Here is a 21,928-nt window from a genome sequence, read left to right as displayed (position 1 = left end):
TTGGGAGCGTACCAGCTCCTGCCGCCGTTGTCCTAGGAGAGTGCCGTGGACCGTGACTCACGCTCCGCCGTGGACTCGCGCAGCGGGAGCCGCACCTCGAACCACGTCTCGCCGGGCACCGAGCGCACCTTGAGCTCGCCGCCGTGCCGCCCGGCCACGATCCGGTAGGAGATGTCCAGCCCGAGCCCGGTGCCCTTGCCGACCGACTTCGTGGTGAAGAACGGCTCGAAGATCCGCTCCTTGATCGCGTCGGGCACTCCGGGGCCGGTGTCGCCGATCTCGATGATCGCCTCGTCCTCGTCGTGCGCGGTGCGGATGGTGAGCGTGCCCTCCTCGCCCATGGCGTCGAGCGCGTTGTGGATGAGGTTCGTCCACACCTGGTTCAGTTCGCCGCCGTAGGCGGGGATCGGCGGCAACGTCCAGTCGTAGTCGGTGACGACGCTGATGCTGGGCGGGATCTTGCCGCGGAAGATGGCCAACGTGCTGTCGAGCAGGTCGTGCACGTCGCAGATCTGGAACGGCGCGCGGTCCATCTGCGAGTACTGCTTGGCCGAGCGGATCAGCGAGGTGATCCGCTCGGTGGCCTCGGTGACCTCGCCGAGCATCTGGGAGATCTCGATCGCCTCCGACAGCCAGCGCAGCGCGGCGGGTGTGTGCTCCTCGCCCACCTTCTGCCGCACCTTCTCCAGGTGCACGCTGCCGAACCCGGCGTTGACCAGCGCGGGAGCGAGGTCCCAGGCGTCGTCGACGCCCAGCTCCTCCAACGCCTCGCCCAGCTCGTCCTCGGCGTCGGAGATCTGCAGCGGCGTGCGCGGCGGCAGCGTGCCCACCGCCTCCATGCACGCCTCCTGCGTCTCGATCAGCGCGCGCAGCCGCTCGGGCGGTATGCCGTCCTCGGCGAGCTGGGCCAGCCCCCTCCTGGACGCCCTGATCAGGGTGCGCAGCTCGCTCACCGCGCGCACGGCCGCCGCGGCCGGGTTGTTCAGCTCGTGGGTGAGCCCGGCCGTGATCGTGCCGAGCGCCGTCAGCCGCTGCCGCCTGTCGATGGCCTCCCGCTGCATCCGCCCGCCCGACATCACCCCGTCGAGCAGGTGCATCGCCATCGGGAACCACTCGGCGACGATGTGCGCGAACTTCTTGGCGGGCAGCAGGAAGATCCGCGACGGCGCGGTGGCGCGCAGCGTGCTCTGGTAGTTCAGCGGCGCGCGATCGCCCAGGTAGGCGGAGGTGGCCCCGCCGTACACGCCGGGCTGGGAGGTGCGCGGCATGGCGATGGTTCCGGCGCTGACGGTCTCGGAGAGCATCTGCACCTCGCCCTCGATCAGCACCGCGAAGCAGTCGGCGGGATCGCCCTGCCGGACGATGTCCTCGTTCTGCTCGTAGGAGCGGACCTGGCCGCTCATGGCCAGCTTGGTGAGCTGCTCGTCCGTCAGGCGTTCGAACAGGAAGAGCTTGCGCAGTTCGTCGATGTCGACTGTCATTGCTTCTCCAGGTAACGGTGCACCAGCGCGACCGCCATCGCGCCCTCTCCGACGGCGGAGGCCACCCGCTTGATCGAGTCGGCCCGCACATCGCCCGCGGCCAGCACTCCCGGCACGTTGGTCTCCAGGAAGTACGGCTCGCGCCTGAGTGTCCAGTTGCGCGGCCGCTTACCGCCGTGCACCAGGTCGGGCCCTGTCAGCACGAAGCCCTTCTCGTCGCGCTCGACCGTCTCGCCCAGCCACGAGGTGTACGGCTCCGCGCCGATGAACACGAACACCCACTGGGCGTCGACCGTGCGCTCCTCGCCTTTGGTCGAGAGCGTGAGCCCTTCCAGGTGCGTGTCGCCGTGCCCGCCGGTGACCTGGGTCTGGACGTGCACCTCGATGGTGGGGATCGCCTGGATCTGCTCGATGAGGTAGTGCGACATGGACTTCTCCAAACCGTCACCCCTCACCAACAAATGGACCTTGCTCGCAAATCCCGACAGGTAGACGGCCGCCTGCCCGGCCGAGTTGGCGGCGCCCACCACGTACACCTCGCTGCCCTGGCAGGACGGCGCCTCGGTCAGGGCCGCGCCGTAGAAGACGCCCCTGCCGACGAAGTCATCGAGGCCGGGCGCGTCCAGGCGGCGGTAGGCGACGCCGGTCGCCAGGATCACCGCGTGGGCCGCGATCTCGCCGCCCTCCTTGAACCCGACCACCCGCGCCTGCCCGCGCGCCTCCAGGCGGGTGACCTTGCGCGCGGTCAGCAGCTCGGCGCCGAACTTCAGCGCCTGCCTGCGCGCCCGGTCGGCGAGCTGCCCGCCGGAGACTCCGTCGGGGAAGCCCAGGTAGTTCTCGATCCTGGAGCTCTGGCCCGCCTGACCGCCCGACGCGTGCGCCTCCACCAGCACCGTCTTCAGCCCCTCGGACGCGCCGTACACGGCCGCGCCCAGCCCGGCCGGGCCGCCTCCGACCACGATCAGGTCGTAGAAGTCGGTGGCGGGGGTGGTCGACAGGCCCACCGCCTTGGCCAGCGTGGCCTGGTCGGGCGACTCCAGCGTGACCCCGTCGGCCGTGACGACCAGTGGCAGGTGGCAGTTCTCCCCGGCCGCCGCGACGAGCTGGGCGCCTTCCGGGTCCTCCGACAGCATCCACTGGTACGGCACGTGGTTGCGCGCCAGGAAGTCGCGCACCTTGTAGGACGGGGCCGACCACCGGTCGCCCACCACCCGCAACTCCGCCACTTCCACCCTGTCGGTGCGCTGCCACGCGTCGAGCTGGCCGTCGATCACCGGGTAGAACTTCTCCTCCGGTGGGTCCCACGGCTTGAGCAGGTAGTGGTCGAGGTCGACCACGTTGATCGCCTGGATCGCGGCGTCGGTGTCGGCGTAGGCCGTCAGCAGCACCCGGCGCGCGTACGGGTACATGTCCATGGCGGCTTCCAGGAACTGCACTCCGTTCATCTGCGGCATCCGGTAGTCGGCGAGGATCGCCGCCACCTCGTCGCCGCGCAACCGCATCTCCTTGACCGCCTCGATGCCCTGGTCGGCGGCCTCGGCGCGGACGATCCTGTACTGCTGGCCGTAGCGGCGTCTCAGGTCACGGGCGACTGCCCGCGACACGCCCGGATCGTCGTCGACCGTCACGATGACCGGCTTGTCCATGCCCCTACCTTCTCCACTGGTCCCTAAAAGCAGGATGTCACGCGTTTCCCCATGTGTGAGCCTGCCCTCCTATCATGTCCCGATGGGCACCCGTGATCGCATCCTCGACGCCGCCGAGCAGGCGATTCACGAGTACGGCATGGCCGGTGCCACCACGAAACGGATCGCGCGGCTGGCCGGCTGCTCGGAGGCGCTGCTCTACAAGCACTTCGACGGCAAGGAGGCGCTGCTCCTGGCCGTCCTGCTGGAGCGGCTGCCCGCGCTCGGCCCCGCGCTGGAGACCCTGCACAAGGGCGTCGGCCAGGGCGACGTGGTCGCCAACGTCACCGAGTTCGCGCTGGCCGCCGTCGACTTCTACACGCGGGCCGCGCTGATCGCCTCAGGTCTGCTCGGCGACCCATCGCTCCTGGCGGGGTTCCGGGCGATGCTCGCCGAGCAGGGCACCGGCCCGCACATGCCGATCGCGGCCGTCGCGGGCGCCCTCGCCGAGGAGCAGCGGCTCGGCAGGATCGACCCCGGCATCGACGCCGACGCGGCCGCCGCACTGCTGATGGGCGCCTGCTTCCACCGGGCGAACCTGTCGTACCTGGTCGACCTGGCGGGCGAGCCGGGGCCGTGGGCGGCCTCGATCGTGCGGACCCTGCTAAGGCGATGACGGGGCTCAGGCGACGACCCGGCTCTCGCCGCCGTCGACCAGCATCGAGATCCCGTTCACGAACGAGGCGCGCTCGCTGGCCAGGAACGCCACCACGTCGCCCACCTCCTCCGGACGTCCGATCCGCCCCACCGGCACGGACTTGCCGCGTGCGGCGACGTCGCCTCCCAGCTCGCGCAGCCGCTCGGTGTCGATCGGGCCGGGCAGCACGTTGTTGACCAGCACCCCGTCGCCGCCGACCTCCCTGGCCAGGGTGCGGACGATCCCGGCCACGGCCGAGCGGGTCGCGTTCGACAGGGCCAGCCCGTCGATCACCTCGCGGACCGACCTGCTGGTGACGGTGACGATGCGGCCCCAGCCGCGCTCGCGCATGTCGGGCAGCACCGCGTGCATCAGGCGGACCGTGCCGAGCAGGTTGCGCTGGACGGCGACGTCCCAGTCGGCCAGGCTGACCTCGACGAAGCGCCCGGCGGGCGGCCCGCCCGCGTTGGCCACCAGGATGTCGATCGGCCCGAGCACCTCGCGCGTCTCGGCGACCACCCGGAAGGCGGCCTCCTGGTCCTCCACGTCGGCCAGCACCGCGTGCACCACGCCGCCGAACTCCTGCAGCTCGACCACCGCGTCGGCCAGCCGTTCCGGATTCCGCGCGCTGACGCAGACGTCGCAGCCCTCGCGCGCCAGGCTTTTCGCGGCGGCCAGCCCGATGCCCGCGCTGCCGCCGGTGACGAGGGCGACCCTGCCCCTGATGCCGAGATCCATATGGGGACTATAGGTCGTAGGGCCGGTAGCTGAGCAGGTCACCGGGCTCGAGCACCTCGCAGAGCGTGCTGAACCTGACGGCCTCGGCCCGCCCGTTCTTCAGGGTCGACAGGTTCACGTTCGCGACGCCCAACATAAGACAAGAGGGTTCGTCAGGCCGGTTGCACGTGGGTGAGCTTCTCCGGGTTGAGCACTCCGTACATCTCCTGGATCCGGCCGTCGCGGATGTCGAGAAAGATCAGCTGCTTGTTGTCGCCGATATCCGTCAGCAGCGCGGGGCCGCCGTTCGCCTCGACCAGGCGCATGCCGTGGAACTCGTATCGGGACATCAGCCCGGTGAGGAAGGCCACCACCTTGGCGCGGCCCAGGATCGGGCGCAGCGCCGCGCGGACCTTGCCGCCGCCGTCGTTCCAGGCCACCACGTCCTCGTGCAGCAGGTCGGTGAGCGCGGCCAGGTCGCCGCCGCTCGCCGCGTCCATGAACTTCAGCAGCAGCCTGGCGTGCTCCTCGTCACTGGGACGGAACCGCTCCCGGCCCCCGGTGAGCCGCGTCGAGGCGCGGTGGTACATCTGCCGGGCGTTGGCGACGGACGAGCCGACGATCCCGGCGATCTCGTCGTACGGCAGCTCGAACGCCTCACGCAGCACGAACACCGCCCGCTCCGGCGGCGACAGGCGCTCCATCAGGTGCAGGGTCGCGTACGAGACGGTGTCGCGCAGTTCGGCGGTGTCGAGCGGGCCCACCTCCGAGGTGCTCACCGGTTCCGGCAGCCACGGACCCGTGTACGCCTCGCGCTTGACCCGCGCCGAGCGGAGCTGGTCGAGCGCCAGCCGCGACACCACGGTGATCAGGAAGGCGCGCGGCTCCCTGATCTCCGCCTTGTCCGTGCCCTCCCAGCGCAGCCAGGCCTCCTGCACGACGTCCTCCGCGTCCCACATGCTGCCGAGCAGGCGGTATGCCAGCCCGAGCAGCAGCGGACGGTACTCCTCGAAATCCACAGGCGGCATCATGCCGTCCCCCCGAGCATCGCGGCGCGGCGGGGGCGCCAGTTGAGGCAGAGCCTGGCCCGGCTGTTGTCGGCGCCGCGGAGCCTGGTCAGGTACGCCACGCCGAAGCTGCCCACGGCGAGCCTGGCGAGCCAGGCCGGGACCCGCTTGGGCTCCGGGGCGCCCAGCTCGGCCGCGTAGGCGGGCAGCCAGTCGCGGAACCTGATCGGGTTGTCGTCGACGACGTTGAGCGCGCCGGTGACGTCCCTGTCGAGGGCGGCGACGATCGCGGTCGCGGCGTCGTGGGAGTCGGTGAACGACAGCACCGAGCCGCCGTCGCCGACGATCGGCAGCTTGCCCGCCCTGACGGCCTGCGTGGTCGAGCCGTCGTCGGCGTAGACCGAGCCCGGCCCCGTGAGATGGCCGATGTAGGGCCGTGGCTGGGAGGAGGACGGACGAGGGGCGTCCGATGTGACAGCTGACGGGTAGAAATGTGGTGATAACCGTGATGTGGTTGAGCCGTGGCGAGAAATCTGATCCTTTCGGGAGGGCCGTTCCACGACTTCGACGCCACCTCAGCCGCGCTCGCGGACGTGCTGGCCGAGGTGGGCATCGAGTCGGACGTCACCGAGGACATCGCCGGGGCGCTCAGCGAACCGCCGGAGGTCCAGCTGATCACCGTCAACGCGCTGCGGTGGCAGATGGACCTGGACCGCTTCGACGGCCTCCGCGCGCGATGGCGCTTCGCGTTGCCCGCGCAGGCCCGCACCACCCTGCTCGACCACCTGGACCGGGGCGGCGGCCTGCTGTGCATGCACTCGGCCTCGATCTGCTTCGACGACTGGCAGGGCTGGCCCCGCGTCCTCGGCGGCTGCTGGACCTGGCCCACCTCGCACCACCCGCCCCTGGGCTGGACGGGAGTCCGCGTCCACGGCGACCACCCGATCGTGGCGGGCCTGCGGGACTTCGACCTGGTGGACGAGGTCTACAGCGACCTGGACGTCCTGCCGGACGTGCAGCCGCTGGCGTCGTCGAACGGCCAGCCCCTGGTGTGGGCGCGCCCCGTGCGGAGGGGCAGGGTCGTGTACGACGCGCTGGGCCACGACACGAGGTCCTACGACAACGAGATCCACCGGACCCTGCTGCGACGGGCGGCCCTGTGGCTGCTCAAACGCCCGGTCACCGTCACCGACTGACAGGGGCGGCGCCGGCCCCGGCCAGCGGAACCTCCGCGAGGGTCCCGTCGGGAGCGAGTTCGAGCGCCGCCACGGCGTCGGCGCCCTGAAGGACCTGCGACAGGCAGATCACCTGCGTGGCGCCGACCCGTTCCCTGAACGGCGCGTGCATGTGGCCGCAGACGTGGACCTGGGGCGCGAGCAGGTCTGTCAGCGCGCGGATGTCGTCGCGGCCGACGGGGATCCTGCCGTGGTGCAGGTAGGAGAGCCCGGACGGCCACTCGTGCGTGATGAGCAGGTCGATGCGCCTGCCCTGGGCCTGGTCGAGCAGGCGCTCGACGTGCGGCCTGGTGAAGTAGCCGTACTCCTTGAGCCGCTCCGGCGTGATCGGGGGCGGCTCCTCGGGCTCGCTGAAGTGCCGCGAGTAGATGCCCGACAGGAAGGCGACCTGGAGCCCGGCGACCTGGGCCACCCCGGAGCGGCCGAGGAAGTGGAAGCCGGGCGCCCACTCGCCGGGCCCCTGCGCGTCGAGCGCGGGCCAGGGCTCGTGGTTGCCGCCGATGAAGTGAACGGGAGCGCTCATTGTGCGGTGGCCCGCCGCGTACTGCGGGAAGTCGCCGACCTTGCGGTGCTTAGCAGGCCCGCCGACTCCGAGGCTGTCGGTCGCCGTCCTGTTCGGCTCGGCGTCGCCGACGCTGAAGATGGCGTCGACGGGGCCGACGTGCCGCCGGACGAGGGCGTCGGCCTTGGCGAAGGTGGCGTGGATGTCGCCGACGAGCGCGAATCTCATGCGCCGATCATGGCGATGGCGGGCTGCGCCGGACAACCGGATTTGTCCGGCACCGTCCAGGGCGGCCTGCCGCTCACGCCTGCCCAGAAGGAGGTCAGCCGCCGTACGGGCGGGTGATGATCTCCAGGTTGTGCCCGTTGGGGTCCGACCAGTACAGGCCGCGCCCGCCGTCGTTGGTGTTGATCTCGCCCGCGGCGCGGTGGTGGGGGTCGGCCCAGAAGGGCAGGCCGCGCTCCTTGATCCTTCCCCAGATCTGGTCGAACTCCTCCTCGGTGACCAGGAAGGCGTAGTGCTGGGGGTGCACCGGACCGTCGGCCTGCAGGACGTCCAGAGAGACGCCGTTGCCCAGCTCGACGACCCGGAACGGGCCGTAGACCGGCGCGGGTTCCAGCCCGAGGAGGTCCGCCAGGAAGGCGGCGGTGCCGTCGCGGTCGGTGGCCTCGACGATGGTGTGGTTCAGTTGTGCGGTCACGGCTCGGCTCCTGTCTGCGGTCGCGGTGAGCCCGGCGACAGGATGCGTGCTGACTCCGACTCCTGGGCCAGGCGGCGCAGCGCGTCGAACGCTCTGCCGTACAGGACCGTACCCAGCACCAGCGCTTCCACCGCCGTGTCGCGCGGCCCGTCGTACGGGACGGTGTGCATGTCGACCTCCGAGACCAGCCGGTAGGCCGCCTCGGCGTACGGCGACAGGTCGGTCGACAGGCCGAGCTGGCGCATCCTGACAAGGGTCTGGGCCAGCTCGTCCCTGGCGGGCGCCTGCTGTTCGACGCTCCAGCCGAGGCCGGAGAGGAGGTCGTCGACCTGGGCGCGGGCGGAGTCCCATTCGGGGCCGGGCTCGGGCTGGACGGCGGGCGCGAGCGCGTAGTGCGCGGTGCCGAGCATGTAGTGGACGGGCATCGACTCGTCCTCCACCGCATTGATGATCTTCTTGATGGACGCGACGGGCAGCCTGCCCACCTCCAGCAGGGCCCTGATGAGGCGGAGCCTGCGCAGGTGGGAGTCGCCGTACTCGGCCCGCGTGGCCGCCACCTGCTCCCCTTGGTGGAGCAGGCCCTCGCGGAGGTAGTACTTGATCGTCGGGATCGCCACACCGGACTCGGCGCTCAACTCGGAGATGCGCATCGTTAGATAATAGCGCTATCCAGCGCGGGCGAGATGGCGGGCGGCGCTGACGAGCTCGTGCGCGTCGGACCGGCGGTTCCAGAGGAAGACCACCTCGATCGGCGGCACGTCCTCGGCTATCGGCAGGAACGCCAGCCCCTCGGGGACCCAGACGCCCTCCCGGACCGACAGGGTATACCCGGCGCCCGCCTCGACCATGGTGATCGCCAGATCGTGGGTCGCCGCGCCGGGCCCGAGGCGGGGATGCAGGCCGTGCCGGACGAAGCCTTCGAGGTAGCGGCGGGCGCCCGCCACGGCGTCCGACTCCGGCATGACGAGCGGCTCCGACGCCAGGTCCGCGAGGCTTACCGTCTCGCCCGTGGCCAGCGCGTGGGCGCCGGGCAGGAGGGCGCGGACGGGAGAGCGGTGGACGAGCATGCGGGCGACGCCCCGGGGGAGCGAGCCGGGGGCGTACCCGAGCCCGGCCTGCAGGGTTCCGTCCATGATGGAGATGATCTGCTCCGCCGTGCTCATCGGGGCGACGCGCAGGCGCGCCCCCTGGAGCTGCGACAGCAGGCGGGCCGCCACGTCGCCGAGCCCGTCCGCGACGCCCAGCCTGGCGGTCTGGCCCTTGCCGCGGGCGGCGGAGACGGCCCGCTCGAAGGCGTCGACGGCCACGGTCGCCTGGGCAAGGAACGCCTCGCCCGCCTCGGTGAGGCGGACCCCGCTGGAGGAGCGGGTGAACAGTTCGACGCCGATCTCCTTCTCCAGGGATCTGAGCTGCTCCGACAGGGTGGGCTGGGCGATGCGGAGCACGGTGGAGGCGCGGCGCAGGCTGCCCGCGTGGGCGGTCGCGATCGCGTACCGGACGTGGCGGAGATCCATCGCTCACCTCGAGATGATGGGGGAGCTGGGCTATCGGATGATCGCATTTCTCCGCCGTGGAACGGGATATCCGCCGCGAACCGGTTTGGTTGCCATCGAGTGACGATCTTCGAGTTCCGTCCCACCTTGTCAAGCAAGCGCTTGCCCGTTTCGGTGTGCCCGGATACCGTGACAGGCGAGCGCCGTGACCGCCCGTCGGACGGGGCGCGGCCCGCTCAGGCGGGACGGTCACGGCCGGGAGCCGTCATGCGACCCGGACGGGCGCGGCCGCTCCGGCGGGAAGGGAGGCGGCATGCAGCCGTTCGCCGGGCGTGCGGCGGTGGCCGGGATCGGGATGACCGCGCTGACCCGCGAGTCCGGCAGGAGCGAGCTGGACCTGGCCGTCGAGGCGTGCCGGGCGGCCTGCGCCGACGCGGGCATCGCCCCCGCGGAGGCCGACGCCGTGCTCAGCTACCACCTGAACGACTCCGCCCCCGTCACCCAGGTCGCCAGGGCGCTGGGGATCGAGCGGCTCGGCTGGCACAACGACATCGCCGGGGGAGGGACGCAGGCGGCGTCCATCCTGGGCGACGCGGCAATGCTGATACACGCCGGTTTAGCGCGAAATATCGTTATCTATAGGGCGCTCAACGGCCGCTCCGGCAAGCGCATGACCGCCGTCTCCACCGGCGCCCAGGAGCGGTTCACCTACGGCCTGGCGGGACCGATCCCGCTGTTCGCCCTCGCGGCCACCCGCTACCTGCACGAGACGTCCCTCACCGAGGAGCACCTGCACGCCGTCGTCGCCCAGTCGCGCGACAACGCCGCGACCAACCCCAGGGCCCTGCGCCGGGAGCCGCTCACGTTCGACGACTACCTGGCCAAGCCGTACGTCTGCACGCCGCTGCGCACCGCCGACTGCTGCCAGGAGACCGACGGCGCCTGCGCGCTCGTCGTCAGCGGGGTGCTCGGCGGCCCGCGCGTGCACGCGGTCGTGCGCGGCGGCGGGCCCGGCTGCTCGGCGATGGACCGCTCGCCCGACGTCACCGCGATCTTCTCCGGGTACGTGGCGCCCATGCTGTGGGAGGCGTCGGGCATGCGGCCGTCCGACGTGGACGTGGCGCTGCCGTACGACGCCTACTCCTGGCTCGTGCCACGCCAGCTGGAGGACTTCGGCCTGGTGGGGCGGGCGGACCTCGGCCCGTACCTGCTGGAACGGCGGCACGCCTGGGTGAACCCGCACGGCGGCCTGCTGTCGGAGGGCTACGTGCACGGGTTGAACAACCTCGCCCAGGCGGTCCGCGAGCTGCGGAACGGCCGCGAGGTGGCGCTCGTGACCGGGTTCGGCGGCAGCTACGGGAGCGCGGCGCTGCTCGTGGCGTGAAATGCTCGGGGGACGGCCGACATGAAGAGGGTGTCCGATATCCCCCGAAAGAGGAGGCCGACCATGGGAACCGCCCGTGGATGACGACCGGAAGACCCGGTTCGAGGCCGTCTATAGACAGACATATGAGCGGATCCTCGGATATGCCGTCCGGCGCTGCGAGTCGCCCGAGGACGCGGCCGACGTGGTGGCCGAGACGTTCGCCATCGCCTGGCGCCGCGTCGACACCCTCCCGCGCGGCGACGAGGCCAGGCTCTGGCTGTACGGCGTGGCCAGGAACGTCCTGGCCAACCATCGCCGCGGCCTCGACAGGCACCGCGCGAGGAACGCGCCGCTCGACACCGACCTCGCCGACCTCTACCTGCGTCCCCCCGAGGACGGTGGCCACGACGTGAGCGCGATCGCCGCGGCCTTCCGCGAGCTGTCCGACGACGACCGCGAGCTGCTGACGCTCGTCGCCTGGGAGGGGCTCGACCACGGCCAGGTCGCCAAGGTCCTGGACTGCTCGCGCAACGCCGTCCGCATCCGCCTCCACCGCGCCCGCAAGCGCTTCGCCAAGGCGCTCGACGGAGCCGGGAGCACCGGGAGCACCGGGAGCACCGGGGGTACCGCCAACCGCTTCGCTGTGGAGTCCGTATGAACGAGCTGAACCATCTCGCCAGGGTCAGCGACCGCGAACTGGCCGGGCGGGCGTCCGGCGCGGGGGCGCGGGCGCTGCTCGAGGCCATCGTCACCGACGAGATCACCGCCGGCGATCCAGTGCCGCGCCCGAGGGCGCCGCGCCGGACACGACGGCTCGTCGTGGGGTTCGTCGCGACCGCCGCGCTGGTGGCCGCGGCCGTCGTCGGCCCCAGCCTGCTGACGAACGGCGAGGGCACCGCCACCTCCTACGCCAACTCCGCCATCGACGTCGAGCTGCGCGGCGACACGTGGGTGGCCAGGGTGAAGGACCCGTACGCCGACCACGCCCTGTACGCCGAGGCCTTCAAGGCGGTGGGCCTGGACGTGGGGCTGAATCTCGTTCCCGTCTCCCCGCCCAGAGTCGGCCAGGTCGTGCGGATGGCCTTCGAGGGAACCGTGGGCAACGGCAAGGGTGTCGGTGGCACCACGGAGCCGGAGGGGTGCACGCTGGGCCAGGTCGGATGCTCCCTCGCCGTCACGGTGGATCGCGGTTTCATCGGCAAGGGCGTCATCAGCCTGGGCAGGGCGGCGAAGCCCGGCGAGAAGTACCAGGACGCCGGGCCGGCCAGCCGCAAGGGCGGGATGCTCGCCGGGTACCGCGCGGACGAGCGCACCGTGGGAGAGGTTCTGGCGGAGGTGCGCCGGCGCGGCCTCAAGGCCGTCTTCCAGATCATCGACCCCAGCCCCGACGGCCACGGCTACGGCGTCGACCCGAAGCGGCAGTCGGCCCACGTCGGCGACGACTGGATCGTCTGGGAGGCCGAGTCGGAGGAGGCAGGCGTCGTCCGCCTGTTGGTGACCAAGGAGCGCCTGCCCAAGAACCCCGTCTACGGCGGCCACAAGCCCGACGACGCGGACTGACCGCCGCTTCAGGGGCCGACGAAGCGCGGGTGGAGCTCCTCGGCCTCTCGCGGGTCGAGGAGGGCCCGGGCGGCCAGCCAGGCCGCCGCGCCCGCGCCGTCCTGGGCGGTCGTCACGGTGACGTCGCCGAGCAGCTCGCGCACGGCCTCCCGCACCGGGCCCTCGCTGGTCAGGACGCTGCCCGCGAGCACCACCGGACCCGAGACGTGGACCCGCCTGACGGTGGCCACCAGATGCCCCGCCGCTCGCCGGACGATGTCCAGCGCCAGCGGGTCGCCCTCCGCGGCGGCCCTGCTGACCAGCGCCGACAGCGCGGCCAGTCGCATGTGGTCGGCCTGCGCGAGCCGCACCACCCGGTCGGCGTCCTTGCGCGGGGTGGGGCCACGCTCGGCGCCCAGGAAGTGCTCGACGACCAGTTCAACGAGCATGCCTGTCGCGGCCCCTCCCGCGGCACCTTCAGGGGCGCCGCCGGTGGGGTCCTCAGCGGTGCGGCGGTCGAGCGCGGCGACGGCCGCCCTGGCCGCCTCCCGGCCGATCCAGAAGCCGGACCCCTCGTCGCCGAGCAGCCAGCCCAGCCCGTCGGCGATGGCGGCCAGCTGGAAACCGGAGATCCTGGCGGCCACCGCGCCGGTGCCCGATAGCAGCAGCGCCCCCTCCGGCGCGGGGGAGCCCGCCACGTACGCGATCGGCACGTCGCCCGTGACCCGCGGCCCCACGGTGATGCCGTGCTCGCCCCAGACCTTGGCCAGCTCGGGTTTCAGCGCCTCGACCGTGCCCGCCACGCCCGCCAGGGACGCGACGACCCGAGACCCGTCATGCGAGCCGAGCGCCTGCCCGAGAGCCTCGGCGATGGCGCCGACCGCCTTGGCCAGCCCGTGGGCCGTGGGGTTGCCCGCGCCCGCCCGGGCGTAGCCGACCCGGGTGCCGTCGAGAGCGTGGACCGCGACGCGGGTGGAGGTCGCGCCGGCGTCAACTCCGACGACCAACGAGTTAGTCACGGTCCGATTTTGGGGGTTGACGTGACCGGGAAGCAAGAATAATTTTCGCCAGAAGACCGAGTATTCGGAAGGAATATTCGTGACTTCAGGAGCTCTCGGGCGCGTCGAGACAGAGCTGCCCGGCCTGCCGGAGGCGTTGCGCCGGGTAGGCGAGGTGATCCTCGGCGATCCCGCCGAGGCCGCCCGATCAACGATCATCGCGCTCGCTGAACGGGCGGGCAGCTCGCCCGCCACCGTGACCCGGTTCTGCCGGGCTTTCGGCTTCTCCGGCTACGCCGAGCTGAGGGTCGCGCTGGCGACCGAGACGGGCAGGGCCGCGCAGGCGGGCTGGGGCGCGGGCGTGGGGCATGAGATCGGCCCCGACGACCCGCTCGACTCCGCGATCGAGGTGATGGCCGCCGCCGACGCCAGGCTGATCCAGGACACCGCCGCCCAGCTCGACTCCGGCATCGTCGCCCAGGTGGCCGACGCCATCGTGGCCGCGCCCAGGGTGCTCCTGGTCGGCGTCTCCACCAGCGGGAACGTCGCCACCATGCTCGAAGGGCGGCTGCGCCGCATCGGCGTCCCCGGCTGGAGCGCGGGCGACGCGCACGTGGCGCTGTCGGAGGCCGCCCTGCTCGGCGCGGGCGACGTCGCGATCGGCATCAGCCACCGCGGACGCACCCGCGAGGTCATGGAGGCGATCGCCGAGGCGGGCAGCCACGGCGCCACCACGGTCGCGGTCACCTCCTTCGCCCGCTCCCCCCTCGCCGAGCTGGCCGACCTGGTGCTGACGACGGCCAGCAGGGAGACGACGTTCAGACTCGGCGGCCTGGCCGCCGTCCACTCGCAACTGTTCGTGCTCGACGCGGTTTACGTGGCGGTCGCGCAACGCACGTATGAGCGTACGAACGAGGCGTTCGAGCTGACGATCAGCGCCGTGGAGAGTCATCGGGTGGAAAGAGGCTGAATGACGTACGCATCGCAGGTACTGCGGCTGGCCGGCGAGGTCGCGGAGACCCAGCGCGAGCAGGTGGGGCGGGCCGCGGCGCTGCTCGTCGAGTCGCTGAGGGCGGGTGGCGTGGTGAACGCCTTCGGCTCCGGCCACTCCGAGGCCATCGCCATGGAGATCGCCGGACGGGCCGGCGGTCTCGTGCCGAGCAACCGGCTGTCGCCGCGCGATCTCGTCCTGTACGGGGGGCAGCCGCCGAGCGTGCTCAACCCGGAGTTGGAGCGCGACCCCGCGGTGGCCCAGCGGATCTACGACCTGGCGCCCGTCGAGCCGCAGGACGTGTTCGTGCTCATCTCCAGCTCGGGCGTGAACGGCACGGTCGTCGAGCTGGCCAGGATCGTCAAGGAGCGCGGCCACCCGCTGATCGCGCTGACCTCGGTCAGGCACAGCACCCAGATGACCTCGCGCCACCCGTCCGGCGCCAAGCTGCTCGATTTGGCCGACGTCGTGCTGGACAACGGCGCGCCGTACGGCGACGCGATCCTCGAACTGCCGGGCGGCGGCAGCTACGGCGCGGTCTCGACGATCACTTCGGCGCTGCTCGCCCAGATGATGGTCACCGAGGCGGTCGACAGCCTCGTGGCCCTCGGCGAGACGCCGCCCATCTACCTGTCGGCCAACGTGGCCGGCGGCGACGAGCACAACAGAGCCCTGGAGAGCCGTTACGCAGGGCGGATCAGACGTGGAGCATGAAATAAGTCAGGAGTAGTCATAATGCCGAACACCCCCCGCATCACCCGTCGTGAGCTCCTTCGCGGAGCCGCGCTGGTCCCGGTGGCGGGCGCGCTGGCCGCGTGCGCCACCCCCGCCTCCAAGGCGCCCGCCTCGTCGTCGGCGGCGCCGGTCGCGACCAGCGCGGCCAACCCCTTCGGCGTCGCCGCCGACAAGCCGCTGGAGATCTGGATCTTCGACGGCGGCTTCGGCAACGCGTACGCCAAGGACATCCACGAGCCGCTGTTCAAGATCAAGTATCCGAAGGTGGAGATCAAGCACAACGCCACCAAGGAGATCACCAAGGTCCTTCAGCCACGCTTCGCGGGCGGCAACCCGCCCGACGTGATCGACAACTCCGGCGCGAACGCCATGGACATGGGCGCGCTCGCCCAGGACGGCCAGCTCCAGGACCTGGCCCCCCTGCTCGACGCGCCGAGCTGGGACGACCCGAACGTCAAGGTCAGGGACCTCCTCGACCCCGCGGTGATCGACATCGGCACCTACGACGGCAAGTTCAACGTGGTCGGCTACGTGAACTACATCCACGGCATCTGGTACTCGCAGAAGGTCTTCAGGGACAACGGCTGGGCCATCCCGAAGACCTGGGACGAATTCCTCAAGCTCTGCGAAACAATCAAAAAGTCCGGCAAGATGGCACCTTTCACTTATGCCGGGAAGTTTCCCCAGTATCTCTATGAGCCGCTGCTGACCATGGCCGCGAAGATCGGCGGCAACGAGGTGCTGGTCAACATCGACAACCTCGAAGACGGCGCCTGGACGTCGGAGCCGATGAAGGCCTCCGCGAAGGCGTGGGCCGAGGTCGGCAGCAAGTACCTGCTGGAGGGCACGGCCGGGCTCGACCACGTGCAGACCCAGACGGCGCAGAACAAGTACAAGGTCGCCATGCTGCCGTCGGGCTCCTGGCTGGAGAACGAGCAGAAGTCCACCACCCCGGCCGACTTCGAGTACGGCATGTTCCCCATCCCCGACTTCACCAGCTCCGACAAGATGCCGTACGGCACCCTGCACACGCAGCCGGGAGAGTCGTTCATCGTCCCGTCCAAGGGCGCCAACCCGCAGGCGGGCATGGAGTACCTGCGGGCCATGCTGTCAAAGAAGGCGGCCGGCGACTTCAGCGAGCTGGTGCGCACCGTGTCCACGGTCAAGGGTGCGGGCGACGGCCGGCAGCTGTCGCCCGGGGCCAAGAGCGCCACCGAGGCGCTGACCGCCGCCGGCACGAACACCGTCTACTACCGCTGGCGCACCTGGTACGCGCAGCTCAACGACGAGGCCGTCGCCGCCACCGGCGAGCTCATGACCGGCGGGCTGACGCCCGACAAGTACCTGGAGCGCCTGCAGAAGAAGGCCGACGAGATCAAGAACGACTCCTCGATCAAGAAGTACAAGCGCTGATGTACAACCGCTACCGCCGTGGGCTGTTCATCACCGCGTTCCTGGCAGCCCCGGTGGCGCTCTACCTCATCTACGTGATCTCGCCGTACGTCCAGGCGTTCTACATCGCGACGACGAACTGGCGCGGAGTGAACGCCACCCCCGAGTTCGTGGGGGTGGAGAACTTCGTCCGGCTCTTCGGCGACGGAATCTTCTGGAAGGCCGTCACGCACAACGCCGCGCTGCTCGTGCTCCTGCCGCTGCTGACGATCGTGATCGCGCTGTTCTTCGCCTTCCTCCTCAACGTGGGCGGCGCCGGGCGGGGCGTGGGCGGCATCAGGGGTTCCAAGTTCTACCGGGTGGTGTTCTTCTTCCCGCAGGTGCTGTCCGTCGCGGTGGTGGCCGTGCTGTTCCAGCAGGTGTTCCGGCCGGACGGCAGCGGCATGCTGAACGGGCCGCTGATGGTGCTGGGCGTCAAGCCGATCGGGTTCCTGTCGAACCCGGACATCGCCTTCTGGTCGGTGCTCGGCGTGATGATCTGGCAGGCGGTCGGCTTCTACGTGGTGCTGTTCTCAGCGGGGCTCGCCTCCATCCCGAACGACATGTTCGAGGCGGCGCAGATCGACGGGGCGGGCCGGCTGAGCCTGTTCTTCCGCATCACGCTGCCCCTGCTCTGGGACACCGTCCAGGTGGCCTGGGTCTACCTCGGCATCATCGCCCTCGACGTCTTCGCGATCGTCTGGGTGATGACCGACCAGCACGGCGGGCCCGACTTCTCCACCACCGTGATGGCCGCCGAGATCTACCGCAACGCGTTCAGCTACTTCCGCTTCGGCTACGCCTCGGCCCTCGGCGTGGTGATGTTCCTGTTCACCGTCGGCTTCGCGATCCTCTCGCTGCGCCTCTCGCGGCGCGAACGAATCGAGTACTGATGACGACCACGACCTCCTGGACGGTGGCGAACTCGCGCAAGCTCGCCCGCGAGGAGCGCAGGAGGCGGCTCGGCCCCCTGTCGGTCCTCACGCACGTCGCGCTGCTGCTGTGGACCGTGCTGGTCGCGGTGCCGATCCTGTGGACGTTCCTGGCCTCGGTCAAGAGCGAGGACGAGATCTTCGGCGACGCCTGGTCGCTGCCGGCCACGCTGCGCTGGGACAACTTCGCCAGGGCCTGGGATCAGGCGCACATCGGGCAGTACACGCTCAACAGCGTCATCGTGGTCGTGTTCAGCGTGTCCGGCACGATGCTGGTCGGGTCGATGGCCGCCTACGTCCTGGCGCGCTACCCGTTCCGCGCGAACCGGGCGATCTACCTGCTGTTCGTCTCCGGGCTGGCGTTTCCGGTCTACCTCGCCCTGACACCGCTCTTCTTCGTGGTGCAGAACATGGGCAACGTCCCGCTCATCGGGCCCTTCATCGGCCTGAACACCCACGCGGGCCTGGTGCTGGTCTACATCGCGTACTCGATGCCCTTCACCGTCTTCTTCCTGGCTGCCTTCTTCCGCACCCTGCCGACGGCGGTGGCGGAGGCGGCCATGGTCGACGGCGCCTCCCACACCCGGGTCTTCTTCCAGATCATGCTCCCCATGGCCAGGCCGGGCCTGATCAGCGTCACCATCTTCAACATCCTGGGCCAGTGGAACCAGTACCAGCTCCCGCTCGTGCTCCTCCAGGAACGCGACAAGTGGGTGCTCACACAGGGCATCGCCGACATCTCCACCGCCGCCGGCTACGACCAGGACTGGTCGGCCCTCTTCGCCGCCCTGACTCTGGCGATCCTGCCCATGCTGGTCGTCTACTCGGTCTTCCAGCGGCAGATCCAGTCTGGGCTGACGGCGGGTGCGCTCAAGTAGCCGCGGAAACCGCTCGCGGCCGGGGAAAATGTCTGCTTTGCTGCTCAGCATGACGTCTGTGTGGGTGGGGGAGCGGGTCCGGTTGCGGGCCGTGGAACCGGAGGACTGGGAGGCGTTCCACTCCTTCGAGGAGTACTCCGACGACGTGCGGAACGGTCACAGGCTGCATCCGCCGCGCTCGGCGGAGCGGGCCAGGCAGTGGGCGGCGGAGCTGGCAGCCCAGGACCCGGATCTCGACGAAGTCCGGCTGGCGATCGCGGCCCGCGACGGTGACTCGGTCGTCGGGATGATCAGCACGCACGGGGTCGACCGCCACGCCGGCACGTTCTGCTACGGCATCGCCGTCGGCAGCCCGCACCACCGCAGGGGCTACGCCGGCGAGGCCGTCACGCTGCTGTTCCGCTACATGTTCTGGGAGCGCCGCTTCCAGAAGGCGGAGGCGTGGGTGTACTCGTCCAACGCCGCGTCGCTGGCGCTGCACCGCAGGCTCGGTTTCGTGCAGGAGGGCGTGCGCAGGCGCAGCCGCTTCGCCGCCGGACGCTACGACGACGAGGTGCTGTTCGGCATGACCGTCGAGGAGTTCGCCGCCCGCTACCCCGACTGATCGGCGGGCCGGCAGTCCTTCGGCGCGCCGATGCTGGCGTTGAAGTGGGCCAGGCCCTCGGCGAAGGAGGCCAGTTCCGCGGGAGTCCAGTCGGCGAGCACCGTGGCCAGGCCGTCGAGGATCAGGGCGCACTCCTGCCGCATGTGGCGCAGCCCCTCGGCGGTGATGCGCAGCTTGCGGGCCATCCCCCCGTCGGGGTCGGGGATGCGCTCGGCGAGCCCCGAGCGCAGCAGCACCGCGGTCTGCCGGTTGACCGTGGACGTGTCGAGGCCGAACGCCTGGGCCAGCTGCCCGATCGACATGGGCCCCTCGGCCTCCAGCCGCCTGAGCAGGATGTACGTGCTGCGTTCCAGCCGGCCCTCGTGCTGCCTCGCGCGCAGCGTCGCCATCGCCGAGTGACGGCCGATGAGCATGAGCTCGCGCTCGATGTCGACGATCTCTTCGCGCACGCGGGCCTCCTCCCGGCGCCAGGGTATCCCGCCGGAGCGATATGTAAGATACATATCTTGTGCATGATACATACTCCTCGCGGGGGAACGGAGAGCGCATGGACGCCGCACCGCGCAGCGGGGCCATCGTCAGCGTGCTGGCAGCGGCGGGCATCCTCGTCTCGCTGATGCAGACCCTGATCGTCCCCCTGATCGCGAGCCTGCCGAGGCTGCTGAACACCAGCGCGGCCAACGCGTCGTGGGCCATCACCGCCACCCTCCTGGCGGGCGCGGTGGCCACCCCGGTCGCCGGGCGGCTCGGCGACCTCTACGGCAAGCGCCGGGTGATGGTGGCGAGCGCGCTGCTGCTCGCCCTCGGCTCCCTGGTGTGCGCCCCCGCCAACTCGCTGGCCCCCATGGTCGCCGGGCGCGCGCTCCAGGGCCTCGGCATGGGCGTGATCCCGCTCGGCATCAGCATCATGCGGGACGTCCTCCCGCCACGGAAACTGGGTTCCGCCATCGGGCTGATGAGCTCCTCGCTCGGCGTCGGCGGCGCGCTCGGCCTGCCCGCCGCCGCGCTCGTCGCGCAGCACGCCAGCTGGCACGCGCTGTTCTGGGGCTCGGTCGGGCTCGGCCTGCTCATGACCGTCCTGCTGATCGCGGTCGTCCCCGAATCCCCGGTCAGGGCGGCCGGACGCTTCGACGTCGTCGGCGCCCTCGGCCTGTCGACCGGCCTGGTCCTGCTCCTGCTGCCCGTGTCCAAGGGCGGCGACTGGGGCTGGTCGAGCCCCGTCACGCTCGGCATGCTCGCCGCCTCGGCGGTCGTCCTGCTGCTGTGGGGGTGGTGGGAGCTGCGGGCCCCGGCCCCGCTGGTGGACCTGCGGACCAGCGCGCGCCGCCAGGTGCTGATGACCAACCTGGCCTCCGTCGTCATCGGCTTCGCCATGCTCGCCATGTCGCTGATCACGCCGCAGCTCCTGCAACTGCCCGAGGCCACCGGCTACGGCCTGGGCAGGTCCATGGTCGAGGCCGGTCTGTGGATGGCCCCCGCCGGGCTGTTCATGATGGCCGTCTCGCCGCTGGCCGCGCGGCTGTCCGCCACGCGGGGTCCCAAGGTGTCGCTGCTGCTCGGCGCGGTCGTCATCGCCTGCGGCTACGCCATGGCGCTCGTCCTGATGGGCAGCACGTGGGGGATCCTGATCTTCTCGGCCGTCGTCAGCGCCGGCATCGGGTTCGCCTACGCGGCCATGCCCGCCCTCATCATGAGCGCCGTGCCCCGCTCGGAGACGGCCGCGGCCAACGGCCTCAACAGCCTGATGCGCTCGATCGGCACGTCCACGGCCAGCGCCGTCATCGGCGTGGTGCTGGCCAACATGACCGTCCACCTCGGCCCGGTGACGCTGCCGTCCGAGGACGGCTTCCGGGCCGGCTTCGTCATCGGCGGGGGCGTCGCGCTGCTGGCCGCGCTGCTGGTGCTGGCGATCCCGGGACGCGCCGCGTCCGACCGGCCGGCCCACGCGCAGAGCACGCTGACCGAGGCCGAGGCGACGGGCTAGCTAGAGCTCCGCGCGCAGCCGTAGCGTCGCGGCGACCACGTTCGCCAGCGCCGACTCCACCTGCTCATACGTGCGGGTCTTCAGGCCGCAGTCCGGGTTCACCCAGACGCGGTCCGCGGGCAGCGCCGCCAGCGTCCTGCGCAGCAGCCCCTCGACCTCGTCCGCGCCGGGCACCCGGGGCGAGTGGATGTCGTAGACGCCGGGCCCCAGGCCGCGCCCGAACGTGCCGACGGCGTCCAGGATGCGCGCCCCCGACCTGGCCGACTCGATCGTGGTCACGTCGGCGTCCAGGCCGTCGATGGCGGCCAGGATCTGGTCGGCGTCGGAGTAGCACAGGTGGGTGTGGATCTGGGTGCGGTCACCGGCGCTCGAGGTGGCCCTGCGGTAGGCGGCCACGGCCCAGTCCAGGTAGGCGGCCTGCGACTCGCGGCGCAGCGGCAGCAGCTCGCGCAGCGCGGGCTCGTCCACCTGGATGATCGAGATGCCCGCGGCCTCCAGGTCGCGCACCTCGTCCCGCACCGCGTCGGCCACCTGGAGGACCACGTCCCGCAGCGGCAGGTCGTCGCGGACGAACGACCAGGCGACGATCGTGACGGGACCGGTGAGCATGCCCTTGACCGGCTTGTCCGTGAGCGACTGCGCATAGCGGGCCCACCGGACGGTGATCAGCTCAGGACGTCCGACGTCGCCGTGCAGGATCGGCGGCCTGGTGCACCGCGACCCGTACGACTGGACCCACCCGTTCCTCGTCACGGCGAAGCCGTCGAGATGCTCGGCGAAGTACTGGACCATGTCGTTGCGCTCGGGCTCACCGTGCACCAGGACGTCCAGACCGAGCCGCTCCTGCAGCCTGACGACCCGTTCGATCTCGGCCTCGACCCGGCGCTCGTAGTCGGCCTCGGCGAGCGTGCCCGCCACCACCGCCGCGCGGGCCGCGCGCAGCTCGCCGGTCTGCGGGAACGACCCGATCGTGGTGATCGGCAGCTTGGGCAGCCGCAGGTGCGCCGCCTGCG

At 71.0% G+C, this 21,928-nt stretch carries 24 protein-coding genes and 1 pseudogene; 12 read left to right on the top strand and 13 right to left on the bottom strand.

The features are described from left to right. Nucleotides 1-32: 32 nt before the first annotated feature. The gene (locus ABZ297_RS34610) at nucleotides 33-1,481 is read right to left on the bottom strand and encodes an ATP-binding protein (RefSeq protein WP_355355362.1); all 1,449 of its coding nucleotides are present in this window, start codon (nucleotides 1,479-1,481) and stop codon (nucleotides 33-35) included. Next, a complete protein-coding gene (locus ABZ297_RS34605; RefSeq protein ID WP_355355359.1) occupies nucleotides 1,478-3,127 on the bottom strand; it encodes an FAD-dependent oxidoreductase in 1,650 nt (549 codons plus the stop codon). The genes ABZ297_RS34610 and ABZ297_RS34605 overlap by 4 nt, the downstream gene beginning before the upstream one ends. Nucleotides 3,128-3,209: 82 nt before the next feature. Here ABZ297_RS34605 and ABZ297_RS34600 point away from each other — a divergent pair, with 82 nt between their 5' ends. Beyond that, nucleotides 3,210-3,782, top strand: a complete 573-nt coding sequence (locus ABZ297_RS34600) for a helix-turn-helix domain-containing protein (RefSeq protein ID WP_355355356.1) — start codon at nucleotides 3,210-3,212, stop codon at nucleotides 3,780-3,782. 6 nt (nucleotides 3,783-3,788) lie between these two features. Here ABZ297_RS34600 and ABZ297_RS34595 read toward each other — a convergent pair whose 3' ends face one another. From ABZ297_RS34595 to ABZ297_RS34580, 4 genes and pseudogenes are all read right to left on the bottom strand, one after another. Then, complete coding sequence (locus ABZ297_RS34595; RefSeq protein WP_355355353.1) at nucleotides 3,789-4,541, bottom strand: SDR family oxidoreductase; 753 nt, start codon at nucleotides 4,539-4,541, stop codon at nucleotides 3,789-3,791. A gap of 7 nt (nucleotides 4,542-4,548) precedes the next feature. Then, nucleotides 4,549-4,674, bottom strand: a pseudogene (locus tag ABZ297_RS34590) (transcriptional regulator); the annotation flags it as partial. A gap of 19 nt (nucleotides 4,675-4,693) precedes the next feature. Beyond that, nucleotides 4,694-5,539 carry an RNA polymerase sigma-70 factor gene (locus ABZ297_RS34585; RefSeq protein WP_355355350.1) on the bottom strand — a complete coding sequence of 282 codons (846 nt, stop codon included), beginning with the start codon at nucleotides 5,537-5,539 and terminating at the stop codon, nucleotides 4,694-4,696. Nucleotides 5,540-5,547: 8 nt separating this feature from the next. Next, on the bottom strand, nucleotides 5,548-5,853 hold the full coding sequence (locus tag ABZ297_RS34580; RefSeq protein WP_355355347.1) for a hypothetical protein: 306 nt from the start codon (nucleotides 5,851-5,853) through the stop codon (nucleotides 5,548-5,550). Nucleotides 5,854-6,048: 195 nt separating this feature from the next. Here ABZ297_RS34580 and ABZ297_RS34575 point away from each other — a divergent pair, with 195 nt between their 5' ends. Continuing rightward, nucleotides 6,049-6,723, top strand: a complete 675-nt coding sequence (locus ABZ297_RS34575; protein WP_355355344.1) for a ThuA domain-containing protein — start codon at nucleotides 6,049-6,051, stop codon at nucleotides 6,721-6,723. On the opposite strand, the gene ABZ297_RS34570 is transcribed toward ABZ297_RS34575, so the two are convergent. The 4 genes from ABZ297_RS34570 to ABZ297_RS34555 all read right to left on the bottom strand — a co-directional run bounded on the left by ABZ297_RS34570 (nucleotide 6,713) and on the right by ABZ297_RS34555 (nucleotide 9,478). Continuing rightward, nucleotides 6,713-7,492 (bottom strand): metallophosphoesterase, encoded by a 780-nt coding sequence (locus ABZ297_RS34570; protein ID WP_355355341.1) that lies wholly within the window; start codon nucleotides 7,490-7,492, stop codon nucleotides 6,713-6,715. The genes ABZ297_RS34575 and ABZ297_RS34570 overlap by 11 nt on opposite strands. Before the next feature lie 94 nt (nucleotides 7,493-7,586). Beyond that, nucleotides 7,587-7,964 carry a VOC family protein gene (locus ABZ297_RS34565; RefSeq protein ID WP_355355338.1) on the bottom strand — a complete coding sequence of 126 codons (378 nt, stop codon included), beginning with the start codon at nucleotides 7,962-7,964 and terminating at the stop codon, nucleotides 7,587-7,589. Next, nucleotides 7,961-8,614: a MerR family transcriptional regulator gene (locus ABZ297_RS34560; protein WP_355355335.1), complete on the bottom strand. Its 654-nt coding sequence runs from the start codon at nucleotides 8,612-8,614 to the stop codon at nucleotides 7,961-7,963. The genes ABZ297_RS34565 and ABZ297_RS34560 overlap by 4 nt, the downstream gene beginning before the upstream one ends. A gap of 15 nt (nucleotides 8,615-8,629) precedes the next feature. Next, nucleotides 8,630-9,478: a LysR family transcriptional regulator gene (locus ABZ297_RS34555; RefSeq protein WP_355355332.1), complete on the bottom strand. Its 849-nt coding sequence runs from the start codon at nucleotides 9,476-9,478 to the stop codon at nucleotides 8,630-8,632. Nucleotides 9,479-9,770: 292 nt separating this feature from the next. Between ABZ297_RS34555 and ABZ297_RS34550 the strand changes: the two genes are divergently transcribed. The 3 genes from ABZ297_RS34550 (at nucleotide 9,771) to ABZ297_RS34540 (ending at nucleotide 12,383) form a co-directional block, all read left to right on the top strand. After that, nucleotides 9,771-10,841, top strand: coding sequence for an acetyl-CoA acetyltransferase (locus ABZ297_RS34550; RefSeq protein WP_355355329.1), 1,071 nt, complete (start codon nucleotides 9,771-9,773; stop codon nucleotides 10,839-10,841). Between the two features lie 76 nt (nucleotides 10,842-10,917). Continuing rightward, entirely contained in the window at nucleotides 10,918-11,481 is a 564-nt protein-coding gene (locus ABZ297_RS34545) for an RNA polymerase sigma factor (RefSeq protein ID WP_355355326.1), read from the top strand. After that, complete coding sequence (locus tag ABZ297_RS34540) at nucleotides 11,478-12,383, top strand: hypothetical protein (protein WP_355355323.1); 906 nt, start codon at nucleotides 11,478-11,480, stop codon at nucleotides 12,381-12,383. The genes ABZ297_RS34545 and ABZ297_RS34540 overlap by 4 nt, the downstream gene beginning before the upstream one ends. An 8-nt stretch (nucleotides 12,384-12,391) precedes the next feature. Here ABZ297_RS34540 and ABZ297_RS34535 read toward each other — a convergent pair whose 3' ends face one another. Then, on the bottom strand, nucleotides 12,392-13,381 hold the full coding sequence (locus ABZ297_RS34535) for a BadF/BadG/BcrA/BcrD ATPase family protein (RefSeq protein ID WP_355355320.1): 990 nt from the start codon (nucleotides 13,379-13,381) through the stop codon (nucleotides 12,392-12,394). Nucleotides 13,382-13,460: 79 nt separating this feature from the next. On the opposite strand from ABZ297_RS34535, the gene ABZ297_RS34530 reads away from it, so the two are divergent. Genes ABZ297_RS34530 through ABZ297_RS34505 form a run of 6 tightly spaced genes read left to right on the top strand, consistent with a single transcriptional unit; the run spans nucleotide 13,461 to nucleotide 18,931 of the window. Further along, nucleotides 13,461-14,330 (top strand): MurR/RpiR family transcriptional regulator, encoded by an 870-nt coding sequence (locus ABZ297_RS34530; RefSeq protein WP_350805307.1) that lies wholly within the window; start codon nucleotides 13,461-13,463, stop codon nucleotides 14,328-14,330. Continuing rightward, complete coding sequence (locus tag ABZ297_RS34525) at nucleotides 14,331-15,065, top strand: SIS domain-containing protein (RefSeq protein WP_355355317.1); 735 nt, start codon at nucleotides 14,331-14,333, stop codon at nucleotides 15,063-15,065. Nucleotides 15,066-15,086: 21 nt separating this feature from the next. Further along, nucleotides 15,087-16,499 carry an N-acetylglucosamine/diacetylchitobiose ABC transporter substrate-binding protein gene (gene ngcE, locus ABZ297_RS34520; protein ID WP_355355314.1) on the top strand — a complete coding sequence of 471 codons (1,413 nt, stop codon included), beginning with the start codon at nucleotides 15,087-15,089 and terminating at the stop codon, nucleotides 16,497-16,499. Next, nucleotides 16,499-17,410 (top strand): sugar ABC transporter permease, encoded by a 912-nt coding sequence (locus ABZ297_RS34515; RefSeq protein WP_355355311.1) that lies wholly within the window; start codon nucleotides 16,499-16,501, stop codon nucleotides 17,408-17,410. Before ngcE ends, ABZ297_RS34515 begins: the two co-directional genes overlap by 1 nt. Further along, a complete protein-coding gene (locus ABZ297_RS34510) occupies nucleotides 17,410-18,327 on the top strand; it encodes a carbohydrate ABC transporter permease (RefSeq protein WP_355355308.1) in 918 nt (305 codons plus the stop codon). Before ABZ297_RS34515 ends, ABZ297_RS34510 begins: the two co-directional genes overlap by 1 nt. A gap of 49 nt (nucleotides 18,328-18,376) precedes the next feature. Beyond that, nucleotides 18,377-18,931, top strand: a complete 555-nt coding sequence (locus ABZ297_RS34505) for a GNAT family protein (RefSeq protein ID WP_355355305.1) — start codon at nucleotides 18,377-18,379, stop codon at nucleotides 18,929-18,931. On the opposite strand, the gene ABZ297_RS34500 is transcribed toward ABZ297_RS34505, so the two are convergent. Next, nucleotides 18,919-19,380, bottom strand: a complete 462-nt coding sequence (locus ABZ297_RS34500; protein WP_355355302.1) for a MarR family transcriptional regulator — start codon at nucleotides 19,378-19,380, stop codon at nucleotides 18,919-18,921. The genes ABZ297_RS34505 and ABZ297_RS34500 overlap by 13 nt on opposite strands. Nucleotides 19,381-19,478: 98 nt before the next feature. Between ABZ297_RS34500 and ABZ297_RS34495 the strand changes: the two genes are divergently transcribed. Continuing rightward, entirely contained in the window at nucleotides 19,479-20,915 is a 1,437-nt protein-coding gene (locus ABZ297_RS34495) for an MFS transporter (RefSeq protein WP_355355299.1), read from the top strand. On the opposite strand, the gene metE is transcribed toward ABZ297_RS34495, so the two are convergent. After that, the coding region (gene metE, locus ABZ297_RS34490) for a 5-methyltetrahydropteroyltriglutamate--homocysteine S-methyltransferase (protein WP_355355296.1) at nucleotides 20,916-21,928 on the bottom strand (1,013 nt) is incomplete at its 5' end.

Source organism: Nonomuraea sp. NPDC005983 (genome assembly GCF_040614375.1).
GTDB lineage: Bacteria > Actinomycetota > Actinomycetes > Streptosporangiales > Streptosporangiaceae > Nonomuraea.
Note: the sequence above shows the minus strand (reverse complement) of the source record. Positions and strands in the feature narration are given on the sequence as shown.